The following is a 15,761-nucleotide window of genomic DNA, read 5'->3' as shown; positions in this document are numbered from 1 at the left end:
TGCAAATGAAACGATCCGCGTTCTTCATCTCCGACGGTACCGGCATCACTGCAGAAACACTGGGCCAAAGCCTGCTCGCACAATTCGAAAGCATTCCTTTCAATAAATTCACCCGCCCCTACATCGACACCCCGGACAAAGCCCGGAGCATGGTGCAGCAAATCAATGCTGCCGCCGAACGGGACGGCATGCGGCCGATCATTTTCGACACCATCGTCAACCAGGACATCCGAGAAATCCTGGCAACGTCGAACGGCTTCATGATCGACATCTTTTCGACGTTTTTATCCCCACTCGAGCAGGAATTGACTGCCCATTCGTCGTATTCCGTGGGTAAGTCCCACTCGATTGGCGGCAACTCCAACTACATGGAGCGCATCGAGGCCGTCAACTTTGCCCTCGATAACGACGATGGCGCGCGTACCCATTATTACGACAAAGCCGACCTGATCCTCGTGGGCGTGTCGCGATGCGGCAAGACGCCGACGTGTTTGTACATGGCCATGCAATTCGGCATCCGTGCGGCCAACTACCCGCTGACCGAAGACGACATGGAGCGATTGCAGTTGCCGCCGGTACTCAAGAAGTACCATCACAAGCTGTTTGGCCTGACCATCGACCCTGACCGCCTCACCGCCATCCGCCACGAGCGCAAACCCAACAGCCGCTATTCGAGCTTCGCCCAATGCGAGTTCGAAGTGCGCGAGGTGGAGAGCCTGTTCCGCCGAGAGAACATCCCGCACATCAACTCCACGCATTTCTCGGTGGAGGAAATCTCGGCCAAGATCCTGGTCGAGAAAGGCGTCGAGCGCAGGTTCAAGTAACACCGCTCCTACAAAGGCCGCGATGAAAATGAAAAAGCCCCGGCATCACTGCCGGGGCTTCTTTTTACCTCAACGCCTGGTTCAGGACGGAATCACCGCCGCCTGCCCACTCATGGCCAGGTCGACCAGCTCGCGGTTGGCCACCGCGTACATCGCATAGTCGGTGCCGGTGGCATTGCGCAGGTCATCGAGCATGGCGCGCCAGCGCTCAGCCATCACGCGATGCTGCTCACACCACAGTGCCACGCGGGCGTCCATATCGTCCGGCGCATCGGCCATCTGCAACACGGAGATGGTGATTGCCCGCTGCTGCAGGTCGATGTCGTCGCGGAACGCCTCGCGAGCCAAGGCCTGCCAGTTGTTCTCCACCGGAAGGTTGCTGATCTCCTGCAGGTACCAGGTCAGGTCCAGCGAGCTGCCCACGGCGAAGAATGCCTTGGCCACCTGAGCAGGGTCATGACCGGTGACATCCGAGGCTTCGATGATGGGCAACAAGGTGTACAGGTGAGTGGTGCCTGCAACCATGCGTGCCAGCAATTCCGGCACCCCAGCTTCGACGAAGCCCTGGTAGCGCTGCTGCCAGCGATCGCGGGTCGGTCCTTCCAACAACTCGTCGAGCTTCAAACCCAACTGGGCGATTTTCGGCCCAAAGTGCGCCACGTCGCGGCCAGCGTCCTGCTCGTTGCGGCGACTGCGCAGGAACCAGCGGGTCGCGCGACGGCCCAAACGCATCAGCTCGTCCATCAGGGTCAGCTGGATCTCGGCCGGGACCTGGTAGTCCAATGCCTCGATCTGACGGAACCAGTGCGGCAGGTGGAAGATATCCCGCACGATCACGTAGGCACCGGCGACGTTGGCCGGGCTCATGCCAGTGGACTCCTTCAGACGCTGGACGAAGGTGATGCCCATGTTGTTGACCAGGTCGTTGGCGATCTGGTTGCTGACGATTTCGCGCTTGAGGCGGTGACGGCGCATGGCCTCGGCGAACTTGCTGACCAGCGACGGCGGGAACGCGTTCTCCATGTCGCGGGTCAGGTAGTCGTCGTCCGGCACCAGCGACTTGAGCAACTGCTCCTTGAGGTCGATCTTGCTGTAGGAGATCAACACCGAGAGTTCGGCCCGGGTCAGGCCCTGGCCTGCGGCCAGGCGCTCGGCCAATTGCTCCTCGGACGGCAGGAACTCGATGGCCCGGTCCAGCTTGCCACGGGACTCCAGGTCAGCCATCAGGCGCTTGTACTCGGCGATCCGCTCAAGGGCTCGGCGGGCCGCCAGGGACAGGGCCTGGGTCTGCTTGTAGTTGTTGCCCAGCACCAACGAAGCGACTTCGTCGGTCATGCTGCCCAGCAGCTGGTTACGCTGCTTCTCGGTCATGTCGCCACCCTGCACCACTTCGTTGAGCAGGATCTTGATGTTGACCTCGTGGTCGGAGCAGTCCACGCCGCCGGCGTTGTCGATGAAGTCGGTGTTGGTCGCGCCGCCGTTGAGGCCGAACTCGACGCGACCGAGCTGGGTCATGCCCAGGTTGCCGCCCTCGCCCACCACCTTGCAGCGCAGCTCGTTGCCGTTGACCCGCAGGGCATCGTTGGCCTTATCGCCGACATCGGCGTGGCTTTCGCTGCTGGCCTTGACGTAGGTGCCGATACCACCGTTCCACAGCAGGTCCACCGGAGCCTGCAGCAGCGCGTGCAGCAGTTCGGTCGGCGTCAGACGGTCGGCTTCGATGGCGAAGCGTTCCTTCATCTGCGGGGTGATGGCGATGCTCTTGGCGCTACGCGGGAAGATCCCGCCGCCTTCGGACATGATGCTGGTGTCGTAGTCGCTCCAGGCCGAACGCGGCAGCTCGAACAGGCGCTTGCGCTCGACGAAGCTGGTGGCCGGGTCCGGATTCGGGTCGATGAAGATGTGCAGGTGGTTGAACGCCGCCACCAGCTTGAGCTTGTCGGACATCAGCAGACCGTTGCCGAACACATCGCCAGCCATGTCGCCGACACCGACCACGGTGATCGGATCTTCCTGCACGTTGATGCCGCGTTCGCGGAAGTGACGCTGCACGCCGACCCAGGCGCCACGGGCAGTGATGCCCATCTTCTTGTGGTCGTAACCGGCCGAGCCACCGGAGGCAAAGGCGTCGCCCAGCCAGAAGCCGTAGTCGATGGCGATGCCGTTGGCGATGTCGGAGAAGGTCGCGGTGCCTTTGTCCGCGGCCACCACCAGGTACGGGTCATCGTCATCGTGACGCACTACGTTGGCCGGGGGCACCACGCCGCCGTCCTTGAGGTTGTCGGTGATGTCGAGCAGGCCCGAGATGAAGATCCGATAGCAGGCGATGCCCTCGGCCTGGATCTCGTCGCGGCTACCGCCCAGCGGCAGGCGACGCGGCAGGAAGCCCCCCTTGGCGCCCACCGGCACGATCACCGAGTTCTTCACCTGCTGGGCCTTGACCAGGCCGAGCACTTCGGTGCGGAAGTCTTCCTCGCGATCCGACCAACGCAGGCCGCCGCGGGCGACGTTACCAAAGCGCAGGTGCACGCCCTCGACCCGTGGCGAGTAGACGAAGATCTCGAACTTCGGCACTGGCTTGGGCAGCTCGGGGATCAGCTTGGGATTGAACTTGAAGCTGAAGTACGACTTGTTCTGGCCGCTGGCGTCCGGCTGGTAGAAGTTGGTGCGCAGAGTAGCCTTGATCAGGTCCAGGTAGCGACGCAGGATCCGGTCTTCGTTAAGCACCTGGACCTCGTCCAGAGCGCTGAGGATGGCCTGCTCCAAGCGTTGCTGCTTGTCGTCCAGGTCTTCATTGGTGAGCTTGCGCGCCAGGTAGAAGCGGGTCTTGAACAACCGGGTCAGCTCGCGGGCGATGTCGGTGTGGTTGTTCAGGGTGCTGGCGATGTAGCCCAGGTCGAAGCCCAGGCGGATCTGCTTGAGGTAGCGGGCGTAGGCACGCAGCAGCGCCACGTCACGCCACGGCAGGCCGGCGGTCAGCACCAGGCGGTTGAAGGCGTCGTTCTCGGCGTCGCCCTTGACGATATGGATGAAGGCATCCTGCAGGATGTCGTTGAGCTGCTGGATGTCCAGGTCCAGGCCTTCGCTGTAGGTGAAGGCGAAGTCGTGGATCCAGTACTCGCGGCCACTGGCGTGACGCAGGCGGTACGGGAACTCACCGAGCACGCGCAGGCCGAGGTTTTCCAGGATCGGCAGCACATCCGACAGCGCCAGCGGGGTATCGGCGTGATACAGCTTGCAGTGCAGCAGTCGGTCCCCCAGGCGGGTCAGCGGCTGGTAGAAGCTCATCGCCAGCGGCTTGCTCTCGGACAGCGCCAGCACATGCTGCATGTCGACGACCGCCGAATGGGCGGCGAAGCGCTCGCGGTAGCCGGCCGGGAAGCCTTTGGGGAAGTCGGCCAGGATGTTGGTACCCTGGGCTTCGCCGAAGTTCTCCACCACCAGGGCGGAGTAGTCGTCCTGCCAGGAACGGCAGGCCTGGATGACTTCGTTTTCCAGTTGCTGCGGGTCCAGGTCGATGCGGTTCTTCGGATCGACCCGCAGAATGAGCTGGACACGCGCCAGCACCGACTCAGAGAAGAATGTCCAGAACTCGCAGTCGCTGGCCTTCAGGCGCTCCATCAGCACCTGCTGGATCTTCTGGCGCACTTCGGTGGAATAGATTTCACGCGGCACGTAGGCCAGGCAATAGCAGAAGCGGCCGTATGGGTCCTTGCGCAGGAACACGCGGATCTTGTTGCGCTCCTGGATCTGCACGATCGACATGACCGTGGTGAACAGCTCGTCCACCGGCGTCTGGAACAGGTCGTCACGCGGCAGCACTTCGAGCACCTGGGCCAGTTCCTTGCCCAGGTGGGCCTTGGCGTCGAAGTGGGAGCGGCGCTCGACTTCGGCGACCTTGCCACGGATGTACGGAATGGTGCGCACGCTCTCGCCATACACCGAGGAGGTGTACAGGCCCATGAAGCGGCACTCCTTGATGACCTTGCCGTCGGCGTCGATCTGGCGGATCGACACGTAGTCCGGATATGCCGGCCGGTGCACACGGCTCGGCTGCGAGGCCTTGGCGAACGACAGCAGCTCGGGCTCGCGCAGGTAGGCGACAGCGTAGTCTTCAATACGCAGGTCGTCGGCGCCCAGGCCTGCGCGCAGCAGGCGGGTCAGGCCGAGGAACGAGCCTTCGTCATAGACCAAGTGGCCGCCATCGGCGTCGGACTCGACCACGAACTCTTCGTAACCGAGGAAGGTGAAATGGTTGTCCAGCAGCCACGACAGGAAGCTCTTCACCTCGGCCTTGTCGTGTTGCGCCGGACCGAACGCGGTCTGCTCCACCAGTGCCAGCAGGTCGCGGACCTTGGCCTTCATCGGCTCGAAGTCGGCCACCGCCACGCGCACCTCGGCCAGTACCTGCTCGAGTTCCTTGGTCAGGGTGGTCAGCTCGCCAGCGCTGGAGCAGCGGTCGATCTCCAGGTACATCAGCGATTCGTGGCGGATGCCTTCGCCCTGGGTGCCTTTAGGCAGCAATTCCACCAGCTCGCCCTTGGCGCCGCGGCGCACGCTCAGCACGGTGGTCTGCAGGGTGTGGATGCTGTAGCCGCGGCGGTTGAGTTCGGTGCGCACCGAGTCGACCAAAAACGGCAGGTCGTGGTGCAACACCTCGACCACGGTGTGGGTCGATTGCCAGCCATGGCGTTCGTAATCGGGGTTGTAGACCCGCACCTGCGGGTGTTCGGGGTCGAAGCGCTCGATGATGCGCCAGGCAGAGAGGGTGCAGCCCGCCAGGTCGGAAAGCCTGCGCTGGGTGAGTTCGTCCAGAGAGATGATGCCGAAGAACTGTTCGGCGAACAGCGCCACTTGTGGCAGTGCCTGCTCGCTGATGTGCTGCGCCAGGGCCGCTTGCAGTTGATGCTGGAAGTCGGCTTTGCTGGCTGCGGTGAAGAACGCCATCTGTGGTACTCCGCTTGGGCTTTGTTATTAGGTGAAGCGTCGCGTGCGTCCGCCGTCAAAGGTCAACGATAGCCAACCTGTGGCGACAGGACGGTGAAAAACCAGGCGTTGGACGCGATCGGCACGTCCATCCATTCCATGGATGGGCACCTGCAAAGACGACTGCCACCGGAGGCTGTGGCTTTACGGGTGTCCATCGACTGGGCAGCTTAACGACTGAGCGGTCACCCCGGCTTGCAGCGCTGCGACAATTTCGGTCAAGGGGCGGTAACTTTACGTTTATGTCCCCGCTCAAGACTGTCAGAATTCCCTCTCATTTCCTTGACCTGAGCCTGCCCATGCAACTGAAAACCGCCCTGCTCTTCGCCACGCCCTGCGATGAAGAGGAAGACAACATGGCGACCTTGTGCTGCCACAGCGACAAGGGGCAGATGTTCCTGCTCACCCGTTACCCCGACGAGGACACCGTTGACCTGACCCTGGACGACGAGCCCTCGACCCTCGACGGCCTGAAGATCACCCTCAGCGCCGACCGCCTGCTGATCGAAGTGGCCGCTGGCGATCGGGATGCACTCAAGGGCTCGGAGCAACTGGAGATTCTGCTGACCTCACCAGGCACGGACCTCGAGGAAGTCGAGCTGACCTTGCGCAATATCCTCGACGGCACCGGGACCTACGTCAGCCAGCTCTGAGCCCTGCCGCCAGCAGGTACCGCGTGCGACGCGACACCTGCTGGAGCGAGCTTGCCCCGCCATTGGGCTGCCCTACAAGCCCTTGAAATCATTGACATCCCATCCGTGCCACAGGCATTGTCTGACAACCTGATCAATAGGCAGCATCCCATGCTAGAGCTTCAGCGCCCCGACACCTTGGTCGAACGGGTGGTCAGCGCGATCCGCGCAGAAATCGATTCCGGCCGCCTGGCCGCCGAATCGCGCCTGCCCACCGAACAGCAACTGGCCGAGCAGCTCAATGTCAGCCGTTCGGTGGTGCGCGAGGCGGTGGCGCAACTGAAGGCGGACGGCGTGCTCATCGCCCGCCGCGGGCTCGGCTCCTATATCTCGCAAACCCCGTGCGGCACGGTGTTCCGCTTCCCCGGCAGCAACGGGCGCAAGCCAGACCTCGTGCAGATGTTCGAAATGCGCCTGTGGATCGAGACCCAGGCCGCCGCGATCGCCGCACGCCGCCGCGACGATGCGGACCTCGCCCGCATGGCCCAGGCCCTGCAGACGATGTTCGATGACCGCAGCGACCTGGCCACCGCCTCAGCAGCCGACGTGGCCTTCCACCGGGCCATCGCCGAAGCCAGCAAGAACGACTACTTCGTGGCCTTCCACGACTTTCTCGGCGGCCAACTGGCCACCGCGCGGCGTAATGCCTGGGAAAACTCCGCCGCCCTTCCCCTGGGCGGTTCTGCCGACGCCAATCGCGAGCACCAGGCGCTGTACCACGCCATCGCCGACGGCGATCGCCAGGCGGCTGCCGCCTGCGCCGAGGCCCACCTGCGCGCGTCCGCCCGACGCCTGAAGATCGACCTTCCCGCCCTCGACTGATTTCGGAGCCTTCGCACATGGCCTGGCGAGCCTTTCATACGCCTCACTTAGTCTGACAACCTGATAATCAGATTCACCGATAAGAACACCAAGGTAATCCCTGCATGACTTACGACTACTGCATCATCGGCGGCGGCATCGTCGGCCTCGCCACCGCCATGGCCCTGCTCGAGCAGCGCCCCGGCGCTTCGTTGCTGATCCTCGAGAAAGAAGCCAGCCTCGGTCTGCACCAGACCGGCCACAACAGCGGCGTGATCCATGCGGGCATCTACTACGCACCGGGCAGCCTCAAGGCCGACCTGTGCAAACGCGGCGCCCAGGCCACCAAGGACTTCTGCACCGAGCACGGCATCGCCTTCGATGTCTGCGGCAAATTGCTGGTGGCCTCCAACGATCTTGAAATGCAGCGCATGCAGGCCCTGTACGAGCGCTCGCAGCAGAACGGGCTGAAGGTCGAACGCCTGGACGCCGCCGACCTCAAGCGTCGAGAGCCAAACATCGTCGGCAAGGGCGCGCTGTTTCTCGATGCCACCGGCATCGTCGACTACAAGCAGGTGTGCGACGCCATGGCCCGGGTCATCCAGAAAGCTGGCGGCCACGTTCGCCTGGCCACTACCGTGCGGGCGATCCAGGAGCAGGGCGAGTACGTCGAGATCAGCAGCGACAGCCAAAGCTGGCGCGCTCGCCAGCTGGTCGCCTGCGCCGGCCTGCAATCCGACCGCCTGGCGCGGCTGGCCGGGGTGAAGATCGATCACCAGATCATCCCCTTCCGCGGTGAGTACTACCGCCTGCCGGCGAGCAAGAACCAGATCGTCAACCACCTGATCTACCCGATCCCCGACCCGGACCTGCCGTTCCTGGGCGTGCACCTGACCCGCATGATCGACGGTAGCGTCACCGTCGGCCCCAACGCCGTGCTGGGCCTGGGCCGGGAGAACCACCGCAAGTTTTCGGTGAACTGGCGCGATGTGGCCGAGTACGCGCGCTTCCCCGGCTTCTGGAAAACGATCTGGAACAACCTGGGCTCCGGCACCACCGAGATGAAGAACTCGCTGTTCAAGCGTGGCTACCTGGAGCAGTGCCGCAAGTACTGCCCGCAGCTCGAGGTAGAAGACCTGCTGCCCTACGAAGCCGGCATCCGTGCCCAGGCGGTGATGCGCGACGGCACCCTGGTCCATGACTTCCTGTTCGCCGAGACCCCGCGCATGGTGCACGTCTGCAACGCGCCCTCGCCTGCAGCCACCTCCGCCATCCCCATTGGCCAGATGATCGCCGCCAAGATCCTCAAGGCCCACTGACCCCCTGCACAACCCAATACAAAGACAATAAGGAACCTTCAGGGGTCGGTACACGAGACGGCCCTGGCCGCGAGGGCGCTGGAGTGGCCTGGCCGTGGTCGCAGGCTCGGACAGCCACTTCACCGATGGCAATGCAGCCCCGACGATGTCTGCCCAAGGCATCGATCCGGGACCTTTCGCGGCCCAAGGCCGCTTCTACATCACCCGCTGCTTTATGCGAATTTTGCAAACCCCCATTGGTCCCCGCCCCCCCGGATGGATTAAAGTATCCACCCCTGCCCGGCAACCGCTTCCAGCGCGCCAGGGCCTATCCCCAGGAACCGTCGACGATGGAACACCGTGAGGCGCTGATCGCGCTGCGCACCTTTCTTTCCTCCCAGATCCTTGGCCAGGAGAAGCTGGTCGAACGCCTGCTGATCGTGCTGCTGGCCGACGGCCACATGCTGGTCGAAGGCGCACCAGGCCTTGCCAAGACCAAGGCCATCAAGGAACTGGCCGAAGGCATCGAAGCGCAGTTCCACCGCATCCAGTTCACGCCCGACCTGCTCCCGGCCGATATCACCGGCACCGAGATCTACCGTCCGGAAACCGGCAGCTTCGTGTTCCAGCAGGGGCCGATCTTCCATAACCTGGTACTGGCCGACGAAATCAACCGGGCGCCGGCCAAGGTGCAGTCCGCGTTGCTCGAAGCCATGGCCGAACGCCAAGTCAGCGTCGGACGCAGCACCTACGAGCTGTCGCCGCTGTTCCTGGTCATGGCCACCCAGAACCCGATCGAACAGGAAGGCACCTATCCCCTGCCCGAGGCCCAGCTCGATCGCTTCCTGATGCACGTGAAGATCGGCTTCCCGGATGCCGCCGTGGAACGGCGCATCCTACAGCAAGCCCGCGGCGAGGCGCTCGGGGGCGAGGTCAAGCCGGAGCGCCGGGTCAGCCAGCAAGCGATCTTCGCCGCACGCAAGGAAATCCTCGGTCTGTACATGGCCGACGCCGTGGAGGAATACCTGGTGCAGTTGGTGATGGCCACCCGCACGCCAGCCAAGTTCGACGCCGAGCTGGCCGACTGGATCGCCTATGGCGCCAGCCCCCGCGGCTCGATCGCGCTGGACCGCTGCGCACGCGCCCACGCCTGGCTGGCCGGGCGTGACTTCGTCAGCCCCGAGGACATCCAGGCGGTGCTGTTCGACGTGTTGCGCCACCGCATCATCCTGTCCTTCGAGGCGGAAGCGGCGGGGATCGACCAGGACCGGGTGGTCCAGCGCATCCTCGACGTCGTCGCTGTCGCCTGACCTCATGCCCACCGCGCACCTGGCCGACCCCGGCATCCGCATCGGCCTTGCCGAATTGATCGACATGCGTCACCGCGTGCGCGAGATCCAGCTGTTTTCCCGACCTGGCCAGCGCAGCCCGTTGGTGGGTCTGCACCACTCCAAACTGCGCGGACGGGGTGTGGACTTCGACCAGGTGCGGGTCTACCAGGCCGGCGACGACGTGCGCAACATCGATTGGCGCGTCACCGCACGTACCCAGGAGCCCCACACCAAGCTGTTTCATGAAGAGCGCGAGCGGCCAATCTTCATCCTGGTCGAACAGAGTCAACGCCTGTTCTTCGGCTCCGGGCTGATGTTCAAGTCGGTCCTGGCGGCCCAGGCCGCAGCTCTGTTCGGTTGGGCTGCACTGGGGCACAACGACCGCATCGGCGGCCTGGTGTTCGGCGACAACGAACACCATGAGATCAAACCCCGGCGCAGCAAGCAGAGTCTGCTGCAACTGCTCAATCGCCTGGCCAAGGTCAACCAGTCACTGCACACCGAGGCCGTGCCCCAGCCCGACAGCCTGGGCCTGGCCTTGCGTCGCGCCCGTGAAGTGCTGCGCCCCGGCAGCCTGGCCATCATCATCTGCGACGAACGCGCCTTGACCCCCGGGGTCGAGCAGCACCTGAGCATGCTCTCCCGCCACTGCGACCTGTTGCTGATGCCCGTCTCCGACCCGCTCGACCACGCCCTGCCGGCCGCTGGCCTGCTGCGCTTTGCCCAGCGCAGCGCCCAGCTGGAGCTCGACACCCTCGATACCAACCTGCGCCAAGCCTACCGCCAGCAGGCCGAAGCGCGCATCGAGCGCTGGGAGCTGCTGGCGCAGAAGCTGCGGGTGCTGATGATGCCTTTGAGCACCCAGAGCGAGATGATCGAGCAACTGCGCGAGTACCTCAACGCCCAGCGTCCGGGGAGCAGTCAATGAACCCGCTGGACCAGTTGCAACCCTTGATCGCGCCGCCGGCGATAGGCCTGTGGCCGCCTGCGCCAGGCTGGTGGGTGCTGCTTGCCCTGCTCCCCTTGCTCGGCTGGGGGCTGTGGCGGCTGCGTCATTGGCGTCCAGCCAAACCCCGGGTGGTACGCGCCGAGCTGCCCCTGGACCCCATCCGCCTGGAAGCACTGGCCGAACTGGCCCGCCTGCCCCGCCCCTACGATGGCGCGCCCGCCGGCGCCTGGTTGCAGCAAATCAACGCGCTGCTCAAACGCCTGTGCCGCAACCACTATCCCGGCGCCAACAGCCACACGCTCAACGGCCGTCAGTGGCTGGCGTTTCTCGACAACCGCTGCCCGGCTGCGGGCCTGACCCGCTGGATGGTGCTGGTCGAAGGCGCCTACAAACCCGAGTGCAAGCTCGACGACAAGGCCATCGCCGGGCTCGCCCAGGCGGTCGAAACCTGGATTCGCAAGCATGTTTGAGCTGGCCTGGCCGTGGGTCTTCTTGCTGCTACCGCTGCCTTGGCTCGCGCGGCTGGTGCTGCCGGCCGCCGACAGCGGCGAGCCGGTGCTCAAGGTGGGTTTTCTCGATGAACTCGAAGGCCTGGCCGGGCGCCGTGCCCGTCTGAACCTGCCGACCTGGCGCCAGCAAGCGCCCTTCGTGGCAATCTGGCTGCTCCTGCTACTGGCCGCCGCCCGCCCGCAATGGCTGGGCGATCCGGTGCCGGTGGCAGCCAGCGGCCGCGACCTGCTGGTGGCCGTGGATGTGTCCGGTTCGATGGACTTTCCCGACATGCAGTGGAAGCATGACGAAATCAGCCGCCTGGACCTGGTCAAGGCACTGCTCGGCGATTTCCTCCAGGACCGCGAAGGCGATCGGGTCGGGTTGATCCTGTTCGGCAGCGAGGCCTACCTGCAGGCCCCTCTGACCTTCGACCGACGCACCGTGCGCACCTTCCTCGACGAGGCGCAGATCGGCATCGCCGGCAAGAACACCGCCATTGGCGATGCCATTGGCCTTGCGGTCAAGCGCCTGCGCCAGCGTCCGGCGCAGAGCCGGGTATTGGTGCTGATCACCGACGGCGCCAACAATGGCGGTCAGATCCACCCGCTCACCGCCGCCCGCCTGGCCGCGCAGGAAGGCGTACGCATCTACACCATCGGCATCGGTGCCAACCCCGAAGCCAGTGGCACCCCTGGGCTGCTGGGTCTGAACCCGAGCCTGGACCTGGACGAAGCCTCGCTCAAGGAAATCGCCGAGCTGACCCATGGCGCCTACTTCCGCGCCCATGACGGCGCCGAACTGGTCGCGATCGGCGATACCCTCGACCAGCTCGAACCGGTGGCCCAGCAACCCACCCAGGCGCGCACTGCCAAAGCCCTGTACGCCTGGCCGCTGGCCGTGGCATTGCTCCTGAGCGTGCTGCTGGTGGTTGCCGTGCAATGGCCGGACAACCTCTTCCAGCGCCTGCTGCGCCGCCCGCGCTTTCTACAGCCGCACCCGGAATGGCGTCAGCGCCTCAAACGCCTGCGCCTGAGGAGACGGCGATGATCGAACTCTGGCCGCAATGGCTGCGCCCGCTCTGGCTGCTGGTGGTCCCCCTGCTCGGCTGGCTGCTGTTCAAGCTCTGGCACCGGCGCAAGCGCGCCGGGCGCTGGCAGCTGATCCTGCCCGTGCAGTTCCACGCCGTGCTGCTCGGCGGCGGCAAAGGCCAGACCAGCAAACTGCCGTGGATCGCCCTCGGCCTGGCCTGGCTGCTGGTGGTCCTGGCCTTGCTCGGGCCAAGCTGGCAACGCCTGGAGGAAACCCGCCAGCGCCCCGCCGACCCGCTGGTGATCCTGCTCGAACTGACACCACAGATGCTCGCCGAAGACAGCACGCCCAACCGCCTGGAGCAGGCCCGCCGCAAGATCCTCGACCTGCTCGAGCACCGCCGCGACAGCCAGACCGCCCTGGTGGTGTATGCCGGCAGTGCGCACACCCTGGTGCCGCTGTCGGACGATCTGGGCACCACCCGCAACCTGCTCGAGGCGGTCGACCCTTCGATCATGCCGCAGCCGGGGCAGCGAGCCGACCTGGCCGTGCAGAAAGGCCTGACCCTGCTCGCCCAGAGCGGCCTAGGCCAGGGACGCCTGTTGCTGATCGGCTCCTCGCTGAGCGACGCCGAACGCAGCGGCATCCTCAAAGCCCTCGGCCGCCAGGGCCCCAGCCTGCTGATGCTCGGCATCGGCAGCAGCGAGGGCGCGCCGGTTCGCCAGGCCAATGGCGAATACCTCAAGGACAATCAGGGCGGCATCCTGCTACCACGCCTGGACAGCGCCAGCCTCAAGGCCTTCATCAACAGCACCGGTGGGCGCTACCGCCACGCCCGCATCGATGACCTTGACCTGCGCGGACTGGGCCTGTTCGACAACCCCCGCACCCTGCGCGCCGACGGCCAGACCCTACAGCTGGACAGCTGGGCCGACCAAGGTTACTGGTTGCTGCTGCCTTTGCTGCTATTGGCGGCCTGCGCCGGGCGACGCGGCTGGTTGTTCTGCCTGCCGTTGCTGCTGGCGTTGCCGCAACCGAGCCAGGCCTTCGAATTCAACGACCTGTGGCTGCGCCCGGACCAACAAGGCCAGCGCCTGCTCGAGCAGCAACACCCCGCCGAAGCCGCCCGGCGCTTCGAAGACCCACAGTGGCGCGGCATGGCGCTGTACCAGGCCGGTGACTACGAAGGTGCCGCCAAGGCCTTTGCCCAAGGCAGCAGCGCCGCAGCCCACTACAATCGAGGCAACGCTCTGGCCCGTGCCGGCGAACTGGAGGCCGCGCTGGATGCCTACGAGCAGGCCCTGGAGCGCCAGCCCGACCTGCAGCCGGCCCTGGACAACCAGGCCTTGGTCCAGCAATTGTTGCAGCAGCGCCAGGCCAAGGCCGAGGAACAACCGGCAGACAGCGAGTCCGAAGGCACACCCGGCAATGAAACCGAGGGCAACAGCAGCTCGGCGCCCAGCACAGCCCAAGGCGCGCCTGGCAGCGACGAGCAGGCGTCGGCCCAGGGTCAGGGCGAGAACGCCAATAATACGCAAGGGCCAGGCAGCGACCAGCCCGGCGATGACGACAGCACCACCCAGCCGCCGCAGCGGCCGGTCTCCACCAGCCTGGATGCCGAACAGCGTCAGGCCCTGGAGCAATGGTTGCGGGAAATCCCCGACAACCCGGCCCAGCTGCTGCGGCGCAAATTCTGGTATGAACAGCAATTGCATCAGGACACCCCACGATGAGTCGCCTCGGCGTCTTTCTATTCAGCCTGCTGTGGCTCCTCCAGGCCCAGGCCCAACCCATCCTGCAAGCCAGCGTCGACCGCACTCGCCTGCAGGCCGGCGAAACCCTGGAGCTGACCCTGGAAAGCCAGGACGTCACCCAGTTCGGCAAACCCGACCTGCGCGCCCTGGAAGGCGATTTCGAAGTGCGCGGCACCCGCCAGCTCAACAGCCTGCACACCCTCGATGGCGAGACCCGCGCCAGTACTCGCTGGATCATCACCCTGCTCCCCAAGCGCAGCGGCAGCTTGCGCATCCCTGAGCTGCAATTGGGCCAGTCGCAGAGCCAGGCCATCGAGCTGCAAGTCTTGCAAGCCGACGCCAGCCGCCCCGAAGGCGCCTCTCAAGTGTTCGTCGAGGCCACCCTGGACAGCCCCGAGGTGTACGTCCAGGCCCAGGCGGTGCTGACCCTGCGCATCTATCACTCGGTGTCGCTGTACGACGACAGCAGCCTGAGCCCGCTGCAACTGGACAACGCCAAGGTCGAACCCCTGGGCGAGTCGCGCACCTATGAAAAGGAAATCAACGGCATACGCCACGGCGTGATCGAGACCCGCTATGCGATCTACCCGCAACAAAGTGGCACCCTGGACCTCCCCGCGCTGACCTTCACCGCCACCGCCGCCGACAATGGCGAGCAACCGGCCGGCACCCCGCGCGTGGGTCGCCAGGTCCAGGTCAGCTCGTTGCCCCTGCACCTGAAGGTACGACCGATTCCCGCCGCCTGGCCCACCGACCAGCCGTGGCTGCCGGCACGCAGCCTGACCCTGGAAGAGCACTGGAGCCCGGACCCAAGCGGCCAGCAGACACAGATCGGCGACTCCCTGACCCGCGGCATCACCTTGCGCGCCGAGGGCCTGTCCAGCACCCAGCTTCCCCCCCTGCCGGCCACAGAGATCCGCGGCCTGCGCCGTTACCCGGACCAACCTGTGCTGCGCAATGAAATCAGCGAACGGGGCATGACCGCCAACCGCGAGGAGCGCGAGGCGCTGGTCCCGACCCACAGTGGCGACCTGGCCTTGCCCGCGCTGGAAATCACCTGGTGGAATACCCGCGAAGACCACCTGGAACACAGCAGCCTGCCGGCGCGCACCCTGCAAGTGGAGGACAACCCAGCCCTGAGCGCCGACACCCCGGTCGGCGACAGCAGCGCCAGCAATGCCCTGCTGTGGCCCTGGCAACTGGCGACCCTGGTGCTGGCCCTGACCACCCTGCTGGGCTTCGCCCTGTGGTGGCGCGCCCGCTCGCAGCCAGCGGTGCTGCGCGCCACCCAGACCGGTCCGAGCCCACGCAGCCTGCTGGACGACCTCAAGCGCGCCTGCCAGGCCAACGACCCTCAGGCCACCCGTCAGGCGCTCGATGCCTGGGCGCGCCAGCAACCGGAAACCCTGGCCGAGATGGCCGCCCGTTTCGTACCCTTGTCCGATGCCCTGGATGGGCTCAATGGCGCCTTGTACAGCGAAAGCGGCCAGTACTGGCAAGGCGACGAGCTGTGGCGCGCCATCGGCACCATCCCACCGGCCGAGCAGGTCCTGACGCCTTCGGGCGAAACAGGCAGCCTGCCGCCGCTTTACCCCAAATAACCTT

General features: G+C 65.2%; 11 protein-coding genes. 10 read left to right on the top strand and 1 reads right to left on the bottom strand.

Features of this window, described 5'->3' with window-relative positions; translation table 11 throughout:
* The first annotated feature begins 5 nt into the window (after positions 1-5).
* Positions 6-824: a posphoenolpyruvate synthetase regulatory kinase/phosphorylase PpsR gene (ppsR, locus tag IEC33019_RS03460; RefSeq protein ID WP_070092521.1), complete on the top strand. Its 819-nt coding sequence runs from the start codon at positions 6-8 to the stop codon at positions 822-824.
* An 81-nt stretch (positions 825-905) separates the two neighbouring features.
* Here the strand turns inward: ppsR and IEC33019_RS03455 are convergent, their stop codons facing one another.
* Complete coding sequence (locus IEC33019_RS03455; RefSeq protein ID WP_070092522.1) at positions 906-5,771, bottom strand: NAD-glutamate dehydrogenase; 4,866 nt, start codon at positions 5,769-5,771, stop codon at positions 906-908.
* A 338-nt stretch (positions 5,772-6,109) separates the two neighbouring features.
* On the opposite strand from IEC33019_RS03455, the gene IEC33019_RS03450 reads away from it, so the two are divergent.
* From IEC33019_RS03450 to IEC33019_RS03410, 9 genes are all read left to right on the top strand, one after another.
* Complete coding sequence (locus IEC33019_RS03450; protein ID WP_070092523.1) at positions 6,110-6,463, top strand: hypothetical protein; 354 nt, start codon at positions 6,110-6,112, stop codon at positions 6,461-6,463.
* A 150-nt stretch (positions 6,464-6,613) separates the two neighbouring features.
* Positions 6,614-7,324: a FadR/GntR family transcriptional regulator gene (locus IEC33019_RS03445; protein ID WP_070092524.1), complete on the top strand. Its 711-nt coding sequence runs from the start codon at positions 6,614-6,616 to the stop codon at positions 7,322-7,324.
* A gap of 104 nt (positions 7,325-7,428) precedes the next feature.
* Complete coding sequence (lhgO, locus tag IEC33019_RS03440; protein WP_099593043.1) at positions 7,429-8,622, top strand: L-2-hydroxyglutarate oxidase; 1,194 nt, start codon at positions 7,429-7,431, stop codon at positions 8,620-8,622.
* 329 nt (positions 8,623-8,951) lie between these two features.
* A complete protein-coding gene (locus IEC33019_RS03435; RefSeq protein ID WP_043206762.1) occupies positions 8,952-9,911 on the top strand; it encodes an AAA family ATPase in 960 nt (319 codons plus the stop codon).
* A gap of 4 nt (positions 9,912-9,915) precedes the next feature.
* Positions 9,916-10,860 (top strand): DUF58 domain-containing protein, encoded by a 945-nt coding sequence (locus IEC33019_RS03430; protein WP_070092526.1) that lies wholly within the window; start codon positions 9,916-9,918, stop codon positions 10,858-10,860.
* Positions 10,857-11,351: a DUF4381 domain-containing protein gene (locus IEC33019_RS03425; protein ID WP_070092527.1), complete on the top strand. Its 495-nt coding sequence runs from the start codon at positions 10,857-10,859 to the stop codon at positions 11,349-11,351. The genes IEC33019_RS03430 and IEC33019_RS03425 overlap by 4 nt, the downstream gene beginning before the upstream one ends.
* Complete coding sequence (locus IEC33019_RS03420) at positions 11,344-12,420, top strand: vWA domain-containing protein (protein WP_070092528.1); 1,077 nt, start codon at positions 11,344-11,346, stop codon at positions 12,418-12,420. The genes IEC33019_RS03425 and IEC33019_RS03420 overlap by 8 nt, the downstream gene beginning before the upstream one ends.
* Positions 12,417-14,135, top strand: a complete 1,719-nt coding sequence (locus tag IEC33019_RS03415; RefSeq protein WP_070092529.1) for a vWA domain-containing protein — start codon at positions 12,417-12,419, stop codon at positions 14,133-14,135. Before IEC33019_RS03420 ends, IEC33019_RS03415 begins: the two co-directional genes overlap by 4 nt.
* Positions 14,132-15,757: a BatD family protein gene (locus tag IEC33019_RS03410; RefSeq protein WP_070092530.1), complete on the top strand. Its 1,626-nt coding sequence runs from the start codon at positions 14,132-14,134 to the stop codon at positions 15,755-15,757. The genes IEC33019_RS03415 and IEC33019_RS03410 overlap by 4 nt, the downstream gene beginning before the upstream one ends.
* Positions 15,758-15,761 lie beyond the last annotated feature (4 nt).

This window comes from Pseudomonas putida, assembly GCF_002741075.1.
In the GTDB taxonomy this organism is placed as follows: domain Bacteria; phylum Pseudomonadota; class Gammaproteobacteria; order Pseudomonadales; family Pseudomonadaceae; genus Aquipseudomonas; species Aquipseudomonas putida_T.
Note: the sequence above shows the minus strand (reverse complement) of the source record. Positions and strands in the feature narration are given on the sequence as shown.